The sequence below is a fragment of the Streptococcus rifensis genome (genome assembly GCF_053203525.1).
Genome location: NZ_JBRUCW010000003.1, coordinates 107304 through 125507 on the forward strand (window position 1 = coordinate 107304; position 18204 = coordinate 125507).

At 42.1% G+C, this 18204-nt stretch carries 17 protein-coding genes; 7 read left to right on the forward strand and 10 right to left on the reverse strand.

Features of this window, described 5'->3' with window-relative positions:
* Positions 1-82: 82 nt before the first annotated feature.
* The 3 genes from tpiA to ACVRYP_RS02775 form a co-directional block, all read right to left on the reverse strand.
* Positions 83-847 carry a triose-phosphate isomerase gene (gene tpiA, locus ACVRYP_RS02765; protein WP_447467249.1) on the reverse strand — a complete coding sequence of 255 codons (765 nt, stop codon included), beginning with the start codon at positions 845-847 and terminating at the stop codon, positions 83-85.
* A 98-nt stretch (positions 848-945) separates the two neighbouring features.
* Positions 946-2154 (reverse strand): ABC transporter permease, encoded by a 1209-nt coding sequence (locus ACVRYP_RS02770; protein ID WP_447467250.1) that lies wholly within the window; start codon positions 2152-2154, stop codon positions 946-948.
* Positions 2151-3044: an ABC transporter ATP-binding protein gene (locus tag ACVRYP_RS02775; protein ID WP_447467251.1), complete on the reverse strand. Its 894-nt coding sequence runs from the start codon at positions 3042-3044 to the stop codon at positions 2151-2153. The genes ACVRYP_RS02770 and ACVRYP_RS02775 overlap by 4 nt, the downstream gene beginning before the upstream one ends.
* 137 nt (positions 3045-3181) lie before the next feature.
* On the opposite strand from ACVRYP_RS02775, the gene birA reads away from it, so the two are divergent.
* Positions 3182-4126: a bifunctional biotin--[acetyl-CoA-carboxylase] ligase/biotin operon repressor BirA gene (birA, locus tag ACVRYP_RS02780; RefSeq protein ID WP_447467252.1), complete on the forward strand. Its 945-nt coding sequence runs from the start codon at positions 3182-3184 to the stop codon at positions 4124-4126.
* Between the two features lie 55 nt (positions 4127-4181).
* Here the strand turns inward: birA and ACVRYP_RS02785 are convergent, their stop codons facing one another.
* Positions 4182-4400, reverse strand: a complete 219-nt coding sequence (locus tag ACVRYP_RS02785) for a DUF3272 family protein (protein WP_307122456.1) — start codon at positions 4398-4400, stop codon at positions 4182-4184.
* A gap of 117 nt (positions 4401-4517) precedes the next feature.
* Here ACVRYP_RS02785 and ACVRYP_RS02790 point away from each other — a divergent pair, with 117 nt between their 5' ends.
* From ACVRYP_RS02790 to ACVRYP_RS02805, 4 genes are all read left to right on the forward strand, one after another.
* Entirely contained in the window at positions 4518-5804 is a 1287-nt protein-coding gene (locus ACVRYP_RS02790) for an HD domain-containing protein (RefSeq protein WP_447467253.1), read from the forward strand.
* Positions 5805-5923: 119 nt separating this feature from the next.
* Positions 5924-6733 (forward strand): sugar-phosphatase, encoded by an 810-nt coding sequence (gene yidA, locus ACVRYP_RS02795; RefSeq protein WP_447467254.1) that lies wholly within the window; start codon positions 5924-5926, stop codon positions 6731-6733.
* Positions 6733-7953 carry an aminoacyltransferase gene (locus ACVRYP_RS02800; protein WP_447467255.1) on the forward strand — a complete coding sequence of 407 codons (1221 nt, stop codon included), beginning with the start codon at positions 6733-6735 and terminating at the stop codon, positions 7951-7953. Before yidA ends, ACVRYP_RS02800 begins: the two co-directional genes overlap by 1 nt.
* Positions 7953-9185, forward strand: a complete 1233-nt coding sequence (locus ACVRYP_RS02805) for an aminoacyltransferase (protein WP_447467256.1) — start codon at positions 7953-7955, stop codon at positions 9183-9185. Before ACVRYP_RS02800 ends, ACVRYP_RS02805 begins: the two co-directional genes overlap by 1 nt.
* 133 nt (positions 9186-9318) lie before the next feature.
* Here ACVRYP_RS02805 and ACVRYP_RS02810 read toward each other — a convergent pair whose 3' ends face one another.
* Positions 9319-9681 (reverse strand): DUF6054 family protein, encoded by a 363-nt coding sequence (locus tag ACVRYP_RS02810; protein WP_447467257.1) that lies wholly within the window; start codon positions 9679-9681, stop codon positions 9319-9321.
* Between the two features lie 32 nt (positions 9682-9713).
* Complete coding sequence (locus ACVRYP_RS02815; protein ID WP_447467258.1) at positions 9714-11057, reverse strand: UDP-N-acetylmuramoyl-tripeptide--D-alanyl-D-alanine ligase; 1344 nt, start codon at positions 11055-11057, stop codon at positions 9714-9716.
* Between the two features lie 392 nt (positions 11058-11449).
* On the opposite strand from ACVRYP_RS02815, the gene ACVRYP_RS02820 reads away from it, so the two are divergent.
* Together ACVRYP_RS02820 and ACVRYP_RS02825 are read left to right on the forward strand one after the other, a co-directional pair.
* A complete protein-coding gene (locus ACVRYP_RS02820) occupies positions 11450-12616 on the forward strand; it encodes a hypothetical protein (RefSeq protein ID WP_447467259.1) in 1167 nt (388 codons plus the stop codon).
* 15 nt (positions 12617-12631) lie between these two features.
* Positions 12632-13792 carry a M20/M25/M40 family metallo-hydrolase gene (locus ACVRYP_RS02825; protein WP_447467260.1) on the forward strand — a complete coding sequence of 387 codons (1161 nt, stop codon included), beginning with the start codon at positions 12632-12634 and terminating at the stop codon, positions 13790-13792.
* Between the two features lie 49 nt (positions 13793-13841).
* Here ACVRYP_RS02825 and ACVRYP_RS02830 read toward each other — a convergent pair whose 3' ends face one another.
* From ACVRYP_RS02830 to ACVRYP_RS02845, 4 genes are all read right to left on the reverse strand, one after another.
* Positions 13842-15026: a carbohydrate-binding domain-containing protein gene (locus ACVRYP_RS02830; RefSeq protein WP_447467261.1), complete on the reverse strand. Its 1185-nt coding sequence runs from the start codon at positions 15024-15026 to the stop codon at positions 13842-13844.
* 199 nt (positions 15027-15225) lie between these two features.
* Positions 15226-15888 carry a DUF4956 domain-containing protein gene (locus tag ACVRYP_RS02835; protein WP_447467262.1) on the reverse strand — a complete coding sequence of 221 codons (663 nt, stop codon included), beginning with the start codon at positions 15886-15888 and terminating at the stop codon, positions 15226-15228.
* Positions 15881-16585, reverse strand: coding sequence for a VTC domain-containing protein (locus tag ACVRYP_RS02840; RefSeq protein ID WP_447467263.1), 705 nt, complete (start codon positions 16583-16585; stop codon positions 15881-15883). The genes ACVRYP_RS02835 and ACVRYP_RS02840 overlap by 8 nt, the downstream gene beginning before the upstream one ends.
* A gap of 192 nt (positions 16586-16777) precedes the next feature.
* Positions 16778-17887 carry a glycosyltransferase gene (locus ACVRYP_RS02845; protein ID WP_447467264.1) on the reverse strand — a complete coding sequence of 370 codons (1110 nt, stop codon included), beginning with the start codon at positions 17885-17887 and terminating at the stop codon, positions 16778-16780.
* Between the last annotated feature and the right edge of the window lie 317 nt (positions 17888-18204).

Here is an 18204-nt window from a genome sequence, read left to right on the forward strand (position 1 = left end):
TAATGTAATGGTCTCCTTGAGGTATTTTTCGATATTAAAAGGCCTCCCTGTCATAAACAAGGAGACCTTTAACCTAATGAGATTATTTAACGAAGTCAAGGAGTGCTAAGAAACTATCTACTTCAAGGGAAGCACCACCAACAAGAGCACCGTCAACGTCTGGACAAGCCATATAGTCTGCAATGTTCTCTGGTTTAACAGAGCCACCGTATTGCACACGCACCTTGTCAGCCACATCTTGACCAAAGTCAGCAGCTACAACGTCACGACAAGCTTTACACATTTTTTGAGCATCGTCTTGAGTAGCAGACTTACCAGTACCGATGGCCCAGATTGGCTCGTAAGCAAGGACTGAAGAGGCTACTTGTTCAGCAGTCAAGCCTTTAAGCGCAGCAGAGACTTGCGCACCAACAAATTCTTCAGCTTTACCAGCTTCGTAAGTTTCAAGAGACTCCCCACAGCAGATGATTGGCGTCATGCCATTTTTGAAAATGGCATGGGCTTTTTTGTTGATATCTTCATCTGTTTCATGGAAGTAGTCACGACGCTCAGAGTGACCAATAATAACATACTCTACACCGAGAGCTGCAATGGTTGCAGGGCTGTTTTCGCCTGTGTAAGCACCAAAGTCTTCAAAGTAACAGTTTTGCGCAGCTACTTGAAGTTCGGAATCAGCTTTTTTAACACCTTTTTTCATTCCTTCAAGGAAGATTGCAGGAGCACCAATAACAGTATCTACCAATTCGTTGGATGGGATAGCATTAACAACAGCACTGACAAAATCGCGAGCTTCTTTGTGCGTTTTGTTCATCTTCCAGTTACCAGCAATAATCGGTTTACGTGACATTTCACTTACCTCTTCTTTTTTTAATTTACCTGTTTATTCTATCACAATTTCATCCAAAAAGAAAGAGATTTACAAACACTGCAAACCCCTTTCACTGTTTATTTGCTGGCCATTCCCTTTTGGAAACTTTTCCAAACTCCTAAATCATCCGTCTGCAAAATCAAACCTGCATAGGATTTTCCGATGTAAAAAACTAAGCCTGCCGTTGTGAGCACTAAAATGCTCAGGGACAGCCAGGTTTCGGCTCCAGAAGCATAACCGTTAATCGCACGAATTGGCATAAAGAAAGTTGAAAAGAAAGGAATGAAAGAACCTATTTTCATAATGATATGGTCTGTTCCAGATTGTCCTAGACTAAAGACTGTAAAGAAAGCTACCATAATCATCATCATGACAGGTGAAATAGCCTTGTTAACATCCTCCATACGGGTCACCAGAGAACCGCATAGGGCTGCAAAGATAACATAAATTAAGATTCCAAAAATAACAAAGAAGAGGGTATTAATGGAAAGACTGCCTAGTACGCTATTGACAATTGGAGCAACTCCCAGAGCTTTCAAGTAGGGTTGACCAAACTGATAGGCTAAGTAACCACCAAGGGCGTATATGCCAACATGGGTCGCTACTACAGCTAAGATCCCCAAAATGCGTCCATAGAAATAAAGATGAGCTGGAACGCTTGAGAAAATAACTTCCATGATTTTGGTCCCTTTCTCATTGGCGATTTCCTGAGCGGTCATGCTGGAATAGGTAATCAAAATCATATACATGAACATGACTAAGGCAAAGAAGGCAATGGTCTGGGCTATTTTTTCAAAGGACTTGTCTTCTGCTATATGTTCGTCCAACTGGAACTGACGGGCTAAAATATGGCCTTGTTCAGGACTGAGATCCGCTTCCTCTTGATTAAGTTTCATCTGGTAGTTACTTAAAGCTTGACTGAGCAAGACTTTATCCCTCTCACCCATTGGTTCTGTGCCAATATAACTGGCTTTCGTCTGACCATCTTCTACCTTAATATCAAGATAAGCAGAAATTTTTTCGTCCTTTAAGGCTTTTTCGGCTGCTTCAAGATCAGCAAAATCTGTTGTATAGTCACCGAATTGATTAAGTTCATCAATTAAGGCCTTGTCCTGACTGATAAGTGCTGTTTGATTCGACAAATTGCCACCGATGCTTGCGCCTGCTAATCCACTAATAGCAGTAAGTCCTATAAACAAGAAGGGTGATAAGACCATAAAGAGAAAGGCTAGTGATTTGACCTGTCTCAGATAGGTCTCCTTTATAACAATTAACACTTTGTTCATACACTGACTCCTGACACGATTTTAAAGATTTCATCAATGGTTGGGGCTTGCTGGTCAAAGGTTTGGATATACTGACCAGCTGTTAGGCGAGTAAAAATCTCAGGACCAGCCGCTTCATCTGTTAAAACTAAACGCCAGGTTCCTTGATTAGTCCTTGAAACCTCAGTAACTTGAGGCAGTTCTTCTAAGGCTTCTTTACTCCAGTCACTAGAGACAAAAATTCGAGTCTTACCATAACTATTTCTAACCTCTTGAACACTACCATTTAGGGCAACATTGCCGTCCTTAATCATAACCAATTCATCACAGAGTTCTTCAACGTTGGTCATGACATGGTCAGAAAAGATTATAGCTGCCCCACGCTCTTTTTCTGATAAAATAACCTTTTTGAGTAGCGCCGTATTGACCGGATCCAGCCCGCTGAAAGGTTCATCTAAAATGATGAGATCTGGCTCATGAATCAAGGTCGCGATCAATTGGACCTTTTGCTGGTTTCCTTTAGAGAGGCTTTTAATCTTATCCGTTAACTTACCCTTGACCTCTAAGCGTTCCATCCACCGCGGAAGTCGCTCAGCAATCTGGGCCTTGCTGAGTCCCTTTAGACTGGCCAGATAGCTGACCTGGTCCTTAATGGTCAACTTGGGCATAAGGCTTCGCTCCTCAGGCAAATAGCCCACGCGCTCATAAGTCTCCAACTGGATTGGCTGACCATCAAAGGTAATCTCTCCTTCAAAGGTTACGAATTTCAAAATAGAATGGAAAATAGTGGTTTTACCAGAACCATTTTTCCCGACCAGTCCTACGATATGACCTGGTTTGACTTGCATATCAATACCATGTAGCACTTGTTTACTACCATAGCTTTTCTTAACAGCTTGTAATTGTAGCATTGCTCCTTTTACTCCTCTCTGCCATTTCCTATCATACTGTTGTCCTAGTGTTTTAATACATACTTTATACTATCATTTTTCATAAGTTTCTTCAAGTTGTTTTTGAGTAATCGGCTTATTTTTGATAAAATAATCTTATGAAAACCTACCAAAAAGTGTATCAAATCTTAGCAAAGGCTTCAGATTACATAAGTGGCGAACAGTTAGCGGAGCAATTAAATCTTTCACGGACCAGTATTTGGAAAGCTACGCAACAACTTGAAAAACAAGGCCTTGTGATTGATTCTATTCCCAATCGCGGTTATCGACTCCTTAAAGGCGATCTATTGGAGCCATCTTGGTTATCAAATCACCTGCCATTTGACATTCATTACCAAACAGATAGTCAGTCGACCCAACAGGATGCTAGGAAAGGAATAGAGGCTGGTCATCAGGGCAACTGCCTCTATTTGGCTCCGCATCAAGCAGGCGCTAAAGGTCGTTTTGGGCGCAGTTTTTTTGCTCCTAAGCAAGGTGGGATTTACATGTCCCTTCACCTCAAACCCATGGTTCCTTTCAACCAAATACCCCCTTATACCGTCTTAGTCGCGGCTGCTGTCGTTCAAGCTATTGATAATCTGACTGACAAGAAGCCACAAATCAAATGGGTCAACGATATCTACCTTGGTCAGAAAAAAATTGCAGGCATTCTGACTGAAGCAGTCTCTTCTATCGAAAGCGGCCTCATCACCGACGTCATTGTTGGCCTTGGACTGAATTTTCACATTGAGGACTTCCCTCAAGAGATAGCCAATAAGGCTGGCAGTCTCTTTGATCGGCAGCCTGCTATAACCCGCAACGAGCTCATCGCTGAAATCTGGCAGGTCTACCTAAACACTTCTGAAGAGGACCTTATTGCCCTCTATAAATCCCGTTCCTTGGTTCTTGGTCAAACCGTCACCTTCAAGCAAAATCATCAAGATTACTCAGGTCTTGCTAAAGAAATAGACGATGAGGGACGGTTGCTGGTTGAACTTTCTGATGGACCTGATATCTGGCTCAACAGTGGCGAAATCAGTCTAAGCAGCTGGACAAACGATTAACAATTCTTAAAAACAGATAAAAAGACTAAGTTGGGTACTAAACATTCTTCCCATCTCAGTCTTTTTTCTTGGTCATTTTATCAATCCTAGCCTCAATTGCTCTAATAAACTTACTAAGCTGATAACTGCTATGCAAATTCCGCAACAAAATACTCCCCCAAATCATAACAAAGAGGTACTGGCCGGTCATCATTGACCTATTGAAAAAATAGGTCGCAAAAGCAGTTGATAAGGCTAGAAGAATGAATTGATACATAGGCAAATAGATTTTCATACTGGTATTATAGCAAACTTTTTCACCGATGTCCTCCAAAAAAATGACAAAGGTTATTCAGTCAGAAGGCTTTATCTTTTAATGGCGAAAAAGAGCCTATTTTGCTATAATGAGGACATGAATGAAAAAGTCTTTCGAGATCCAGTGCACAATTATGTCAATGTGGATCATCCAGTCATCTACGCCTTAATAAATAGCAAGGAATTTCAGCGGCTGCGCCGCATTAAACAGCTCGGAACATCTGGCTTTACTTTCCATGGAGGAGAACATAGCCGCTTTTCCCATAGCCTCGGTGCCTATGAAATTGCTCGTCAAGTTACGGCAAAATTTGAAAAAAAATACCCCGAGCTTTGGTCCAAAGAAGAAAGCCTGCTGACCAAGGTAGCGGCTCTTTTGCATGACATCGGACACGGAGCCTATTCTCATAGCTTCGAGCGCCTTTTTGACACGGATCATGAACTGATGTCTCAATTGGTTATCACTGATCCAGAGACTGAAATATGTCAAATTTTGCAGACTGTCGCTCCAGATTTTCCTTATCAAATTGCCTCTATTATTAGTCACAATCACCCTAATAAAAAGATTGAGCAATTAATTTCCAGTCAGATCGATGTGGACCGTATGGATTATCTGTTACGTGACTCCTATTTCTCAGGAGTCAGCTACGGTGAATTTGACTTAACACGGATTTTACGAGTTATTCGTCCGACTGAGGAAGGCATCGCATTTGAAGTTCAAGGTATGCATGCTGTGGAAGACTACATCGTCAGTCGTTACCAAATGTATATGCAGGTCTATTTCCACCCTGCTACTCGTGCCATGGAAGTGCTCTTGCAAAACTTACTTAAGCGAGCACGAGTTCTCTTTCCAGTGGAGCCAGATTTTTTCCAGCAGACATCGCCTCTCCTCATCCCGTTCTTTAGGCAGAACTTCGATCTCTTTGATTACCTGGCCATCGATGATGGGGTGATGAATACCTATTTTCAAGCTTGGATGCAGTCTTCTGACGAAATCTTAGCAGACCTTGCTAGTCGTTTCGTTAATCGCAAGGTCTTTAAGTCGGTAACCTTTGATGAAGTAGATGAAGAGAATCTCGATAATTTGAGGCGCTTGGTTGCGCAAATTGGATTTGACCCTGAGTATTATACGGCAGTTCATCGGAATTTTGATTTGCCCTATGATATTTACCATCCCGAAGCAGAGCAACCTCGAACACAGATTGAACTTTACCAAAAGGACGGACTTATGGTTGAACTGTCTCAACGGTCACCTTTAGTCAGCACCTTATCAGGAACCATTCATGGGGATCAACGTTTTTATTTCCCTAAAGAGATGATTCAGGATTCTATTTTTGCTGATGATTATGAAAGTTTTATGTCTATTATTAAGGCGATGGAACATTAAGATAGCAAAAACACCTGTCACTGCTTAGACTATGCTTTAAAAAAGACTAAGGAAGGAGAAAAGACCTTTTCAAACACGTTCTTTTCGACTTCCTAATGTATTTTATAGAAGGAAAAACTATGTCAATTAAACTTGTAGCTGTCGATATCGATGGCACTCTTATTACAGATCAACGTCAGATCACACCTGAAGTTTTTGAAGCTGTGCAAGACGCCAAAAATCAAGGGGTTAAAATCGTTATTGCAACAGGTCGCCCAATTGCTGGGGTTAAGCAACTCCTAAACGATCTAAAGCTAGATGACCCTGAAAATTATGTGATTACTTTTAACGGGGGGCTTGTTCAAGAGACCTCTAGTGGCAAAGATATCATTTCAGAAACCATGTCATACGACGATTATATGGATATTGAACTTTTGGGCCGTAAACTGGGTGTGCACATGCATGCCATCACGAAGGACGGTATCTACACAGCCAACCGCAACATCGGTAAATACACTGTCCATGAATCCAATTTGGTTAATATGCCCATATTTTACCGTACTGCTGAAGAAATGGCTGATAAGGCTATCGTTAAAATCATGTTTATTGATGAGCCTGAAATTCTAGACGCGGCTATCAAAAAATTACCGGAAGCTTTCTATGAAAAATATAATGTTGTCAAATCAGCTCCGTTTTATTTAGAAATTCTCAACAAAACCGTCAGCAAAGGAGAAGCCATCAAGCACCTAGCTGAAAAACTAGACTTAACCTTAGATCAAACCATGGCTATTGGCGATGAAGAAAACGATCGTGCTATGCTTGAAATTGTTGGAACACCTGTAGTGATGGAAAATGGAAATCCTAAACTGAAGGAAATTGCTAAATACATCACCAAATCAAACAATGACAGTGGCGTTGCCCACGCCCTTAGAGAGTGGGTGCTCGACTAATGTATACCTATAAAGTTGGACTATCCCCCGAGGAACATGATGCTTTCGCAAAAGCATCTGAACAAGCGAATCTTTTGCAGTCATCAAACTGGGCGAAGATAAAAGATAACTGGGGAAACGAGCGTTTAGGATTCTATCATAATGAGGAACTCATTGCTGTTGCCAGTGTTCTCATTAAACCTCTTCCCTTTGGCCTGACCATGCTCTATATCCCAAGAGGGCCAATTATGGACTATGGTAATCAAGAACTTGTTACCTTTGTCATGACCTCCCTCAAGGCTTTTGGTAAATCCAAACGGACCTTGTTTATCAAGTTTGATCCTGCACTGCTTCTTCGTCAATACGCCTTAGCGGATGCTGAAACAGCTCCAGAAAATGACCAAGTTCTGTCCTATGTCAAGAACTTAGAACAAGCCGGTGCTAACTGGGCTGGAAGAACTTCAGATATCGCTGAAACCATTCAACCGCGCTTTCAAGCAAATGTTTATACTGCAGCAAATCTTGCTGAGACTTTTCCAAAACACACAAAACGATTAATGAAAGACGCTATTAATCGTGGTGTTGTCACAAGTCGTGGAGACATTTCTGATGTCGCAGAATTTGCCAATGTGGTCGCGTTAACAGAAGGCCGTAAAGGCGTCGCTCTTCGCAACCAAGACTACTTCAAAAAGATGATGACCATTTATGGTGAAGACGCCTACCTCCATCTTGCAACAGTTAATCTGCCGAACCGCTTAGCGGAGTATCAGGAGCAATTAGCACAAATTAACAAAGATTTAGCTGAGACTGCGGAGCATCAAAAGAAACGCTTGACCAAACTCAATCAACAAAAAGCTTCAGTAGAGAAATACATCGCTGAGTTTTCGGAATTTGTGCATCGGTATGATGACGAGTTGGTAATCGCTGGTATTTTATCTGTCCGGTTTGGCAATGTCATGGAAATGCTGTACGCTGGCATGAACGATGATTTCAAGAAATTCTATCCCCAATATTCTCTATATCCTAAAGTCTTTGATGATGCCTATCAAGATGGTATTATCTGGGCGAATATGGGGGGGGTTGAAGGGAGTTTGGATGACGGCTTGACCAAGTTCAAAGCTAATTTTGCGCCAACCTTTGAGGAATATATCGGAGAATTCGACCTTCCTGTCAATGGCCTTCTCTATCGATTATCTCAATTTGCTTATGAAACCCGAAAGAAATTAAGGAATAAACACTAATGTCTTTAAAAGAACTAGATGCAAAAACCTTCGAGTCTTTTGCCAAACATTGTCCGAATGCTTCTTTTATGCAGAGTCCTCAAATGGCACAATTGCTAACAAAACGTGGGTTTAAAACCGCATTCCTCGGTCTTGAAAAAGACGGCAACCTTCAGGTTGCAGGTCTAGTGTATGCCATGCCTATGACTGGAGGGCTCCATATGGAGATTAATTCTGGACCTATAAGTATTAATCAAGACTATCTTAGCGAATTCTATCAGGGATTAACTGACTATGCTAAAAAAGAAGGGGCTTTGCAGTTACTGGTTAAACCCTATGATACCTATCAACGATTTGACAGTGACGGAGAGCCCGCAGGACCTGAACAAAACCAACTCATTAAGGATTTAACTTTATCAGGCTACAGCCACGATGGCTTAACCACAGGTTATCCAGGTGGGGAACCAGACTGGCACTATGTGAAAGACTTAACTGATATCTCTGAAGAAAAGCTGCTGGCTTCCTTTAGTAAAAAAGGCCGTCCCTTAGTGAAAAAAGCCCTCAGTTTTGGGATTAAGACGCGAGAGTTGAACCGAGAAGAGCTTCATGCTTTCAAAGAGATTACTGCTGCAACTTCTGAGCGTCGTGACTATGAAGATAAATCGCTTGATTATTATCAGGATTTCTATGATAGTTTTGGGGATAAGGCACAATTTTTGGTCGCAGTCCTAAATTTTACGGACTATAAAGCAAATCTCGAAACGAATAAAAATGAAATCGTCTCTAAACTAAAAAACGCTGAAAAAGCGATTCTCCAAACGGACTCTGCCAAACAAAAAAAATTGGCCAAGGAATTATCCAGCCAGATTTCGACGTTTGATACACGGATCAATGAGGCTTCTGAATACATCGATCGTTTTGGAAATGAGGAAGTTATTTTAGCAGGTGCTTTGTTTATCTATGACACTCATGAAACAGCCTATCTTTTTTCAGGTTCCTATCCTGAGTTCAATCGCTTCTACGCACCAGCTATTCTTCAACTAGAAGCGATGAACGAAAGCATTAAAAGAGGTATTCCGACTTATAATTTTCTTGGCATTACTGGTCTATTTGATGGGTCTGATAGTGTGTTACGGTTCAAACAGAACTTCAACGGCTACATCACCCGTAAAATGGGGACCTTTCGCTATTACCCATCACCACTCAAACACAAGGGTATTACCCTTATCAAAAAAGTATTGGGACGCTCATAACAAAAAAAATCGATTCACATCGATTTTTTTGTGTCTTTAAGTTGCAATAACTTAAGAAATCTAGAAGCAACTAGATAGTGTATCCAACCTAGTTAGAAGCCCAAGCTAAAGTCTTGTTCTGAAATTTACTTCCTTAATGGTCTCCATTTATGTGTTTAAAGCCATAGCTTTCTAGAATCTCTTTTGCTTTTTGAGCAAAATTGGCATTGGCTCCCCAGCTAATATTTAAGAGACCATCCCCACCTCCTGACGGAATAAGGTCAACACTGTGATAGTCATTTGAGGTAATAACGTTTACCGTCAGACTACCATACGAACCCGTACGGATATAGAAAGCTTCAAAGACCAGCAAGATTTGTTTGACATCTCCAATATGACGTCGTTTGTCAAAAACGAGTTGTCCATTCACGGCTTGCAATAAGTCTTGCGTGAAACAATCTGCAATCGCATCGATATCCTTATCACTGATTGCAACTAATTCAAGTGCTTCTGCCATTCTTTTCTCCTTTGCTCTGGTAACTGTTTGAACTATTCTCCGACTAAGAGATCCACCACCTGTCCCAATCGCATGGAATTAGATCCTTTTAGGAGGATTTGATCCGCCGGTTGCAGATCTGCCTTAAGATCTGCCTTAAGGCGTTCAAAGTCTGGATAATCCGGATAATAGAGCACCCGCTCATCCTGAGCCATCGCTTCAGCCAGTGGCTTCATCTCCGGACCATAGAGATAGACTTGGTCAATCTTATCACTGATACTTTCTCTTATGCCTGCATGAAGGCTGGCCGATTCTTCCCCCAACTCTTTCATATCTGCCAGGACCACTAGCTTGCGACCACCAGGATTTTTAGCAATGGCTGCAAAGGTCTCCAAAATCAAGCGCATGGCTGTTGGGTTGGCATTGTAGACATCCGATAAGATTTCGGCGCCATTATGAGCAACCTTCCACTCCGTGCGATTGCGGGTCAAATTTAGGGTGGCAAGGGCTGCTTTGATGTTTTCGTCTGTCACCCCACAAGCTTTGGCCACATAGGCTGCGAGCATGGCATTGGTGGCATTGTACCGTCCTGGCACAGGGAGGGTAATCTCACCTTCCATAAAGGGCACTTGAAAGGTCAAGCGATTTTTTTCTTCAACCAAATCTGTGACATCAAGCGCAGCGCCTTCTCCGAAGAAGATCACCTCCTGATTCTCAGGCAAGTATGGCTTAAGGATCGGATCGTTAGGAACCAGCAAAAGACCTCCCTTTGGCATGCCATCTGCGATTTGGAGTTTACCTTCAGCAATTTTTTCGCGTTTGCCGAAGAATTCCAAATGGGCTTCCCCAACCAAGGTCACCACACTGATTTGTGGACGGGCAAGCTCAGATAGCAGGTTGATGTCCCCAAGATGGTCCTGCCCCATTTCAAGGACTAACTTCTCCGTGTCCTCTGGCATGTGAAGCACCGTGTAGGGCAGACCAATTTCATTATTGTAGTTGCCCTGGGTCTTATAGGTTTTAAAAGTTGTCGCTAGGATATCATGGATCATGTCCTTGGTGGTTGTCTTCCCATTGGAACCCGTCACGGCAATAACATCGACACCTGTTTTTTGGATATAGTAGCTGGCTAGTTGTTGAAAGGCTGTGAGGCAGTCTTCCACTAAAAGATGAGGGCCTTCTACCACCACTTCTGACAAGGTTGCCTGGGCACCATTTTCAAAAGCTACTGGGATAAACGCATGGCCATCACGCGCCCCTTTCAGGGGGAGAAAGATATCTCCTGACGTGATTTTACGGCTGTCAAATTCAAGACCAGAGACCGCGTGGTCTGGATACTGACTGTAATCATTTTTGGCTGAGACGACTTGTGCAATCTCATGAAGGCTTAAACGCATACCATTTCCTCGTTCTATCAAGTTAGACTTATTATACCATAAATCGTGAAGGACTGGTATGACGCATTATTTCCGAACATTCGGTACAAGTTTTTAAAAAAACGCTTGCGTTCTTTTAAAAATGTGTTATGATAGAAAAAAACATTTCGAAGGAGACTCACATGCACGTATCAGCAGTATTTTCATGGCAAAGCTGGCATAGATAAGTTGTATGTATGTATGTGAAATTGCATAGATACAATTTTTTGGTTGTTTCAAAAAGTATCTATGTGAAGCTCTCAATAATCGGATGGGCTGCACTTTGATGTAGCCCTTTTTTCATAGAAAAAAGCTCCTAGATACTTTTCACTTTCTTTCTTATGAAAGACCTTAATCATCTTAGGAGTTTTCTTATGCCTGCTATTACAAGCCTTACTATTTTACTTGTTCTTTTTGCCATTAGTGAACTGATTGCGCTCAAAACCAGAGCCATGATTTCCTCTGTCCTTGCACTTGCTTTTCTCATGTTGATTGGTTTTTGGACTGGTCTCATTCCAGTTGCTAGTTTTGACGATACTGGCATCAAGGTCTTTGGAAACTTAATGGCTGGCCTGCTCATCACCTCCTTAGGAACGACTCTCGATATTCCTGAAATGAAACGTCAGGGCAAGGTAGTTGCTATTGCTCTTATGGGACTTTTCGGGTCTTCACTTCTCATTTTCTTAGGTGGGAAACTTCTTGGACTGCAAGACTTTGCTTTAGCAGGACTTCCAATTTTTGCTGGTGGAAATGCTGCTACACTCGTTATCACTAGTGCTCTTGAAGGTAAGGGACTTGAAACAGTTGTAACTTTTTGTATTGGTCTGCTTATCCTTCAAAAATTTGTCGGGATTCCAATCGCTTCTTATTGTTTACGGCAAGAAGCTAAAAACTACTTAAACTGCTTTAGAAGCGGCCAAGCTGAAACCAGTGTTGCCCCTGATACTGAGGGTAACAAACGTAAGTTCCTTGAAATCCCTGCTAAACTACAGAAACCATCGACATACTTGACTAAATTAGCATTGGTAACCTGCTTAAGCTTTTACCTATCTGGCTTTACTGGTGGAAAAATCCACTTCTTTGTCATGTGTTTGCTTTTAGGAATGCTTGCTTTTGCCCTAGGGTTTCTTGAGCAAGGCATCTTAGCCAAGACAGAGTCAGATGGTCTCATCATGTTCCTTGTAACCGTCTTGATTTTTTCAAATCTCTCGTCTACTACACCTGAGATGGTTGTCTCGATTATCGTTCCCCTTATTGCTATTATGGGGCTTGGTGTCGTCGGAGTTGTCCTCATGGGCCTCGTAGCCAGTAAACTCTTTAAAACTAGTCCTTACATGGCCATTGCCCTTGGGATCAGCTGTACTTTTGGTTTTCCAACGACCATGCTCATGCCTAAAGAAATGGCGATGTCTATCGGTCAAACGGACGTTGAGCGCCAAGCCATCGAGTGCTATCTCTTGCCGAAAATGTTGGTGGCAGGAATTGTCACTGTGACCATCGCTTCTGTCCTCATGGCAGGATTTGTCATCGCTTATTTCTAAGAAAGGAAATCTTTTATGACAACCTCATTTATCACAGATTACCTAAATGCTAAAGAAAACGAATTGATTAAACTGGTTGAAACAATTATTAACATCGACAGTGGCACACGAAATGCAGCTGGTGTTGCTCAGGTCGTTCAGATTCTTCAAAACACCTTGAACCAATACGATATCCCCAACCGGACCATTGAAGCGGATGGTGCAGGGCCTGTCCTCATCGCTGAAATTAATTCCAATAGCGACGAAGCTCCGATCGTTTTTATCGGCCACACAGACACTGTCTTTCCTGATGGGACTGCAAAAGCTAATCCTTTTAGGATTGATGACGACGGTTTTGCTCATGGTCCTGGAATTGTGGATATGAAATCAGGTGTGGTTATTGGACTCTATAGTTTAATAGCACTGCAAGCTCTTCCTCACTTTACCCGTCCGGTCAAATACATCCTGGTCAGTGACGAGGAAAATCTACACATGTTTTCAAATGTCAAAGACATCATTCGTCAGGAAGCAAAAGGAGCCGTCTATGGCCTTAACTTTGAGACCGGTCTCCTGAATGATAGTATCGTGGTCGGCCGAAAAGGAGGCGGGATTGTCGATATCACTGTGACTGGCCGTCCCGCCCACTCAGGAAATGCTCCAAAAGATGGACGCTCTGCTATTTTAGAAATGGCGCATAAAATCATTGCCATCGAACAGCTCAATGACTACAGTCGGGGCAAACTCCTTAACTGTGGCAAAATTATCGGTGGAACGAGCGAAAATGTCATTCCAGCTAGTGCTACAGTTAGCGTCGCTATTCGCTTTAATACCTTAGCCATGCGGGATGAAATCTTAGCAGACCTCGAAAGTCTGTGTCACCAACAGACCGTGCCCGACACGCAAACAGACCTCACCGTTCGGATGGAAATAGACTGCATGGAAGCAAGTCAAGAAGTCATGGCCCTGTTTGAAGCCTATGCTGAAAATGCTCAGAAGATTGGCTATGGCCAACTATCAGCTACCAAAGTTAATGGCGCTTCAGATTCTGGCATTTTGACATCATTGGGCATCCCAACCCTTTGTGGCCTAGGTGGTATGGGTGATGGTGCTCACACAGCTGAAGAAATAGCTCTAGTCAGCTCCTTTGTCAAACGTGCCATACTAAGCACAAGCTTTGTAGCAAGCTACCAACCATAACCAAAAACCCGCTAAGTCTCTTTTGCTTAGCGGGGCGTTTGTCTTCAATTTAGCGACCACCTGGGCCTCCGCCCATGCCACCCATAGCTCCTGGGCCTGAAGCAGTGATTTCAGTTTGGGTGACCCCATTAACAATCAGGGTACCACCTGTGTATTCAGCTGTGCCATCATAGTCAAAGGCTGACTGAGCCGTGATATCTATGGTACCACCTGAGATGTAGATGTCTCCATTAGAGTCAATGGCATCTGTATCCCCTGAGCCAACCGCAATCTTCAGGTCGCCACCAGTGATCTTAACATAGATATCAGAAGAGACGGTGCTAGACGCATTAATCGTATCATCTGACGCATAAAGGTCAAGTGTACCACCATTGATGGTTATATTAGTTCCTTCAAGGGCTTCTACACTATTGGTGACGGTTATATCACCACCATCGATGATAAGACTTGATTCTGCCTTGATGGCATCATCGCCAGCTTCAACAGTAATGGTACCGCCCGTGATATGCGTGTAGCCTTTAGTCGTATCCTCATCATTGGTCGCTTTCATCCCATCACCACCAGCAGTCACTGAAACAGTGCCACCAGTCACAATAAGCGAATCCTTACCACGGATACCATCATCTGTTGCAGTAACTGTGATATTCCCTGCTTCAATGGTCAAATCATCGTTCGATACAATCCCGTCTTGGTAATTACCTTCAACTGTCAGATTACCATTTCCGGTGATAAAGAGGTCATCTTTCGAGTACACTGTTCCTTCTATCGATGTGTCGCTATGGACAGTCGCGTCTGAAATGGTATTGTCAGTCCCATCTTGCAACTCAATAACCGTATTGTCAGCCGATTCGACATAAAGGGCTGCATTATCTGCACTTGAAATCTCAACACCCGCTAAGATAATGCGGACATTTCCAGTCGTGTTAACCGTAACCCCACCTGTGGTTGATCCTGTTAAGACATAGGTTCCTGCTTCAGTGATGGTCAAGCCCTCATCTGTCAAAGTGACCTCTGTCGTTGGTAGAGCTGACCAATCAATATCTGCTGCACTTGTAGTGGACGTGTTTGAAGTTGTGTCAGATGATGTTGCTGTCTGACTTGAAGTTGTGGTCGTTGAGGATGCTATTGTTGCTTGTGAAGCCGAGGACTGACTTGAGCACGCCGCAGTCACTAGCAAGGTCAAGCCACAGATAAGACCGTAGCTCAATCGTTTAAATCGTGTCGTTTTAATCATCGTTTTTCTCCTTAATAAATCTCGTTCTTAATAATATAATGCAAACTTAGAAACTAGCCATCATAGGGCATGATATAGATCCCTGCTAGGAGTGTTGCTAAGCATGCAATGGTAATAGCTGTTCGTTTTAGTGTTTTTGTTGTCATAATTGACTCCTTTCAGTTGGGCTACAATCATTTTGACCTCAAATTTACTATAATTACAATCCACCTTTTAGTGGGTTTTTGCCGAGAATAATTGATAGATTGCGGTTTCGGATACGTAAGTCATTGATAAAAGCCTTACGGTCCATGTTTTTCGGCAATTCTAAGTCATAGCTCAGTTCAAAGATAGACCCCATGTTTTTAAGACGGATATTGTCAAGAGTCGCCTTAACATGGTATTCTTCAAAAACGGGGCGAAGCACCTGCTCGTGCTCGACATCCTCAGGCATGGAAATGGTCAGGTACTGGGTCGTCTCACTTGGATCAAAGAGATTTGTGAAATGAAGGGTCAAGAGCAAGATGGCGATGATGCCCGTCGCTACACCTGCAAACCCTACGTAACCGGTCCCGGTCACGAGCCCCACCGCCATGGCCGCAAAGACACTAACTAATTCGCGAGACGTTCCTGGCATGGAACGAAAACGCACCAAGCTGAAGGTCCCCATGATAGCCACCCCGGTCCCAAGGCTTCCAGAGGTCATCATAATGACAAATTGCACCAGGACAGGCAGGGTGACGAGAGTAATGGCAAAGTTCTTCGAGTAGGATGAAGTCTTCGTATGGACCCAAGCAATGGCGAGACCAAAAACAATGGAGGCACATGATGTTATAAAAAGGGATTGGGCGGTAATGCCACCTGTAAGGACTGAATTAAACATGAGCGTGTTGCTCCTTTCTGATCTGGCTTAATCTCGCTTTGGTAAAAATTTTACCGTATTTAGAGAAAGACTGTGGGTAAATGTGATGGCTAGAGATGTAATCGACTAACCATGGAGGCATGCCTTCCTTGGTCTTGATTTCCATGATGATACGGGGCTCTTCAAAATAGCGAGTCATCTCCTCGTCAAGGGTAATATCAAGGTTGTGGGTAGATGACCGCAAATCCTCATCAAAAGTAATCCTTAAGTCTGACTGTTCTTCCTTAGTCTTGTAGGACGTTCTGTTGTATATAATAAATATCTTAGGATACAGCTCTTTGTCCTCAAAGACATAACTAATCTCACGCCCAATTTGACTCTTTGGCAAAAGACCTGTTTCTAGAAAATCATTGTATTGTTCCAAGGTAAGAATAATGCGGCGTTTAAAAACTGTTCCATAAATCTTAGATTTAATTTCCAAGAAGGTTTGGCCAGTACCTGCATAATGACGAGCTCTGACTTTACATTTATAATCCGTTCCATGGATAGAATTCACAATCATTTCATCATTGTCATTGTCAAAATAAATGGTATTGTTTTGCGTTACATAATAGGGATCGCGTTCCATCTTGTTTTCCAAGAGCTCCTTGAAAGCCTCAAATTGAGATTGGGTTAAAACATACTTTTTTTCTTTTCGCTTAAAAAAATCTTTTGCCATGTGGCCACCTCATTTCTACTATTTCAAAGGTATAACATTTTGATAAGCTAAGTTTACAGTCCTTTTCTTGAAAGTTTCTTAATTTTTTCTTGCACGAATCTTAAAGTAAGCATTCTTTAAGGTTTGAGAAACTCTCTCCCACTCCTCTTAACCTAGATCACTAATTCCCCATGAAATGCGAGAGGTGACCAGTTACCCAAGCTTTTGAGTAATAGATGGTCGCATTTGGTTAGCCGTTTTTACCAGAGGCAGTCTTTGTTGAGGTCTAAAAACGAACTCTTGTTGCACTTTATAGGAGATGACAAACAAGAAAGTATCAATAATCAGTTTTAAAAAGAAATGATAGCCAAAGACTTGACTAGTACCTCCCACTAGAATGGCACTTAGAGCCATAATACCTAAGAATAAGAGACCATAACGTAGAAAGGTTCCTTTATCATTTTTAGACCCAAATACCCATTTGACGTTAATCGTATAGTTAACTATTCCGGAAATGACTCTGGAGATAACTGTTGACCATAAAATCCCAGATACCGTAGCAGGAAAAACAAAACCTGCCAAAAGGAAAAATAGGCTGAGATCTACAACTGTTCCTACTGAGGACGCCAACATAAACTTAAAAATCGCACTTAAAATTTTGATTGAATCTTTAATCGGATTGTAGTGACTGGTCGCATTATCATCAATGTAGATCGTTTCAATCGGAACACGCGTAAAGGTTACTTTACGACGGGCTGAATCTAGCAGTTGATTCATTTCGTATTCGAAACGATCGCCTTTTACAGCCATAGCATGGGTCATTTCTTGTCGTGAAAGACCTCTTAGTCCGGTTTGCGTATCAGGACAGGAAATACCTGTTGACAATTTAAAGATAAAGGCTGTCACTTCATTACCAAATCGGCTTCTAAAAGGAACATCATCGCCTGAGAATTCCCGCATTCCTAAGACAAGTGCTTCTGGCGTTTTTAAGAGCTGCTCAGAAACTTTTAACACATCTGATGGCGAATGCTGGCCATCCGCATCTGCTGTCACCACACCAACCGCCTCAGGGAAGTGGTTCAAAATATACTTAAAACCTGTTTTTAAAGCAGCGCCTTTCCCACGATTTTCAGCATGGTGCACAATATGAACATCTTTCAGGTTGCTGAGTTTCAAGAATAAATTTTTTTCAGAGGTGCTTGTGTTCCCGTCATCCACAACGACAACAGGTTGTGAGCTAATGAGACGCAGCTCCTTTAATGTATGAATTAATTTTTGATCAGGACGATAGGATGGAATTAAAATGATAGGTGCTTTAGACATGTCCTGTCCTCTCTTTCTTTTGATTGCAATCAGTCTAAAGGACTTTTCTGAAAGTTTTTTTAAAATTTCACCCTTTTACAAATGCTTTAAGCTTCCTTTCAGAAAAAAGGAAGTATTTTAAGCTTTTTTTAACTTTTCGCACCCAAAATTAGAAATTATCTGACAATTTATGATAAAATAGAAACTAATAGAGCAAAATGGCTCACACTCATCGAAATTCATCATCACGCTATCCCATAGCTTAAATCTCTTCTCAGGATATTAGCCATTAGTAGTGCATGATGTCGGAATTTCTCTAAGATATCACCTTGAATGAA

Coding starts and splice junctions, on each gene's coding strand:
- tpiA (WP_447467249.1), bottom strand. CDS start 847: ATGTCACGTAAACCGATTATTGCTGGTAACTGGAAGATGAACAAAACG.
- ACVRYP_RS02770 (WP_447467250.1), bottom strand. CDS start 2,154: ATGAACAAAGTGTTAATTGTTATAAAGGAGACCTATCTGAGACAGGTC.
- ACVRYP_RS02775 (WP_447467251.1), bottom strand. CDS start 3,044: ATGCTACAATTACAAGCTGTTAAGAAAAGCTATGGTAGTAAACAAGTG.
- birA (WP_447467252.1), top strand. CDS start 3,182: ATGAAAACCTACCAAAAAGTGTATCAAATCTTAGCAAAGGCTTCAGAT.
- ACVRYP_RS02785 (WP_307122456.1), bottom strand. CDS start 4,400: ATGAAAATCTATTTGCCTATGTATCAATTCATTCTTCTAGCCTTATCA.
- ACVRYP_RS02790 (WP_447467253.1), top strand. CDS start 4,518: ATGAATGAAAAAGTCTTTCGAGATCCAGTGCACAATTATGTCAATGTG.
- yidA (WP_447467254.1), top strand. CDS start 5,924: ATGTCAATTAAACTTGTAGCTGTCGATATCGATGGCACTCTTATTACA.
- ACVRYP_RS02800 (WP_447467255.1), top strand. CDS start 6,733: ATGTATACCTATAAAGTTGGACTATCCCCCGAGGAACATGATGCTTTC.
- ACVRYP_RS02805 (WP_447467256.1), top strand. CDS start 7,953: ATGTCTTTAAAAGAACTAGATGCAAAAACCTTCGAGTCTTTTGCCAAA.
- ACVRYP_RS02810 (WP_447467257.1), bottom strand. CDS start 9,681: ATGGCAGAAGCACTTGAATTAGTTGCAATCAGTGATAAGGATATCGAT.
- ACVRYP_RS02815 (WP_447467258.1), bottom strand. CDS start 11,057: ATGCGTTTAAGCCTTCATGAGATTGCACAAGTCGTCTCAGCCAAAAAT.
- ACVRYP_RS02820 (WP_447467259.1), top strand. CDS start 11,450: ATGCCTGCTATTACAAGCCTTACTATTTTACTTGTTCTTTTTGCCATT.
- ACVRYP_RS02825 (WP_447467260.1), top strand. CDS start 12,632: ATGACAACCTCATTTATCACAGATTACCTAAATGCTAAAGAAAACGAA.
- ACVRYP_RS02830 (WP_447467261.1), bottom strand. CDS start 15,026: ATGATTAAAACGACACGATTTAAACGATTGAGCTACGGTCTTATCTGT.
- ACVRYP_RS02835 (WP_447467262.1), bottom strand. CDS start 15,888: ATGTTTAATTCAGTCCTTACAGGTGGCATTACCGCCCAATCCCTTTTT.
- ACVRYP_RS02840 (WP_447467263.1), bottom strand. CDS start 16,585: ATGGCAAAAGATTTTTTTAAGCGAAAAGAAAAAAAGTATGTTTTAACC.
- ACVRYP_RS02845 (WP_447467264.1), bottom strand. CDS start 17,887: ATGTCTAAAGCACCTATCATTTTAATTCCATCCTATCGTCCTGATCAA.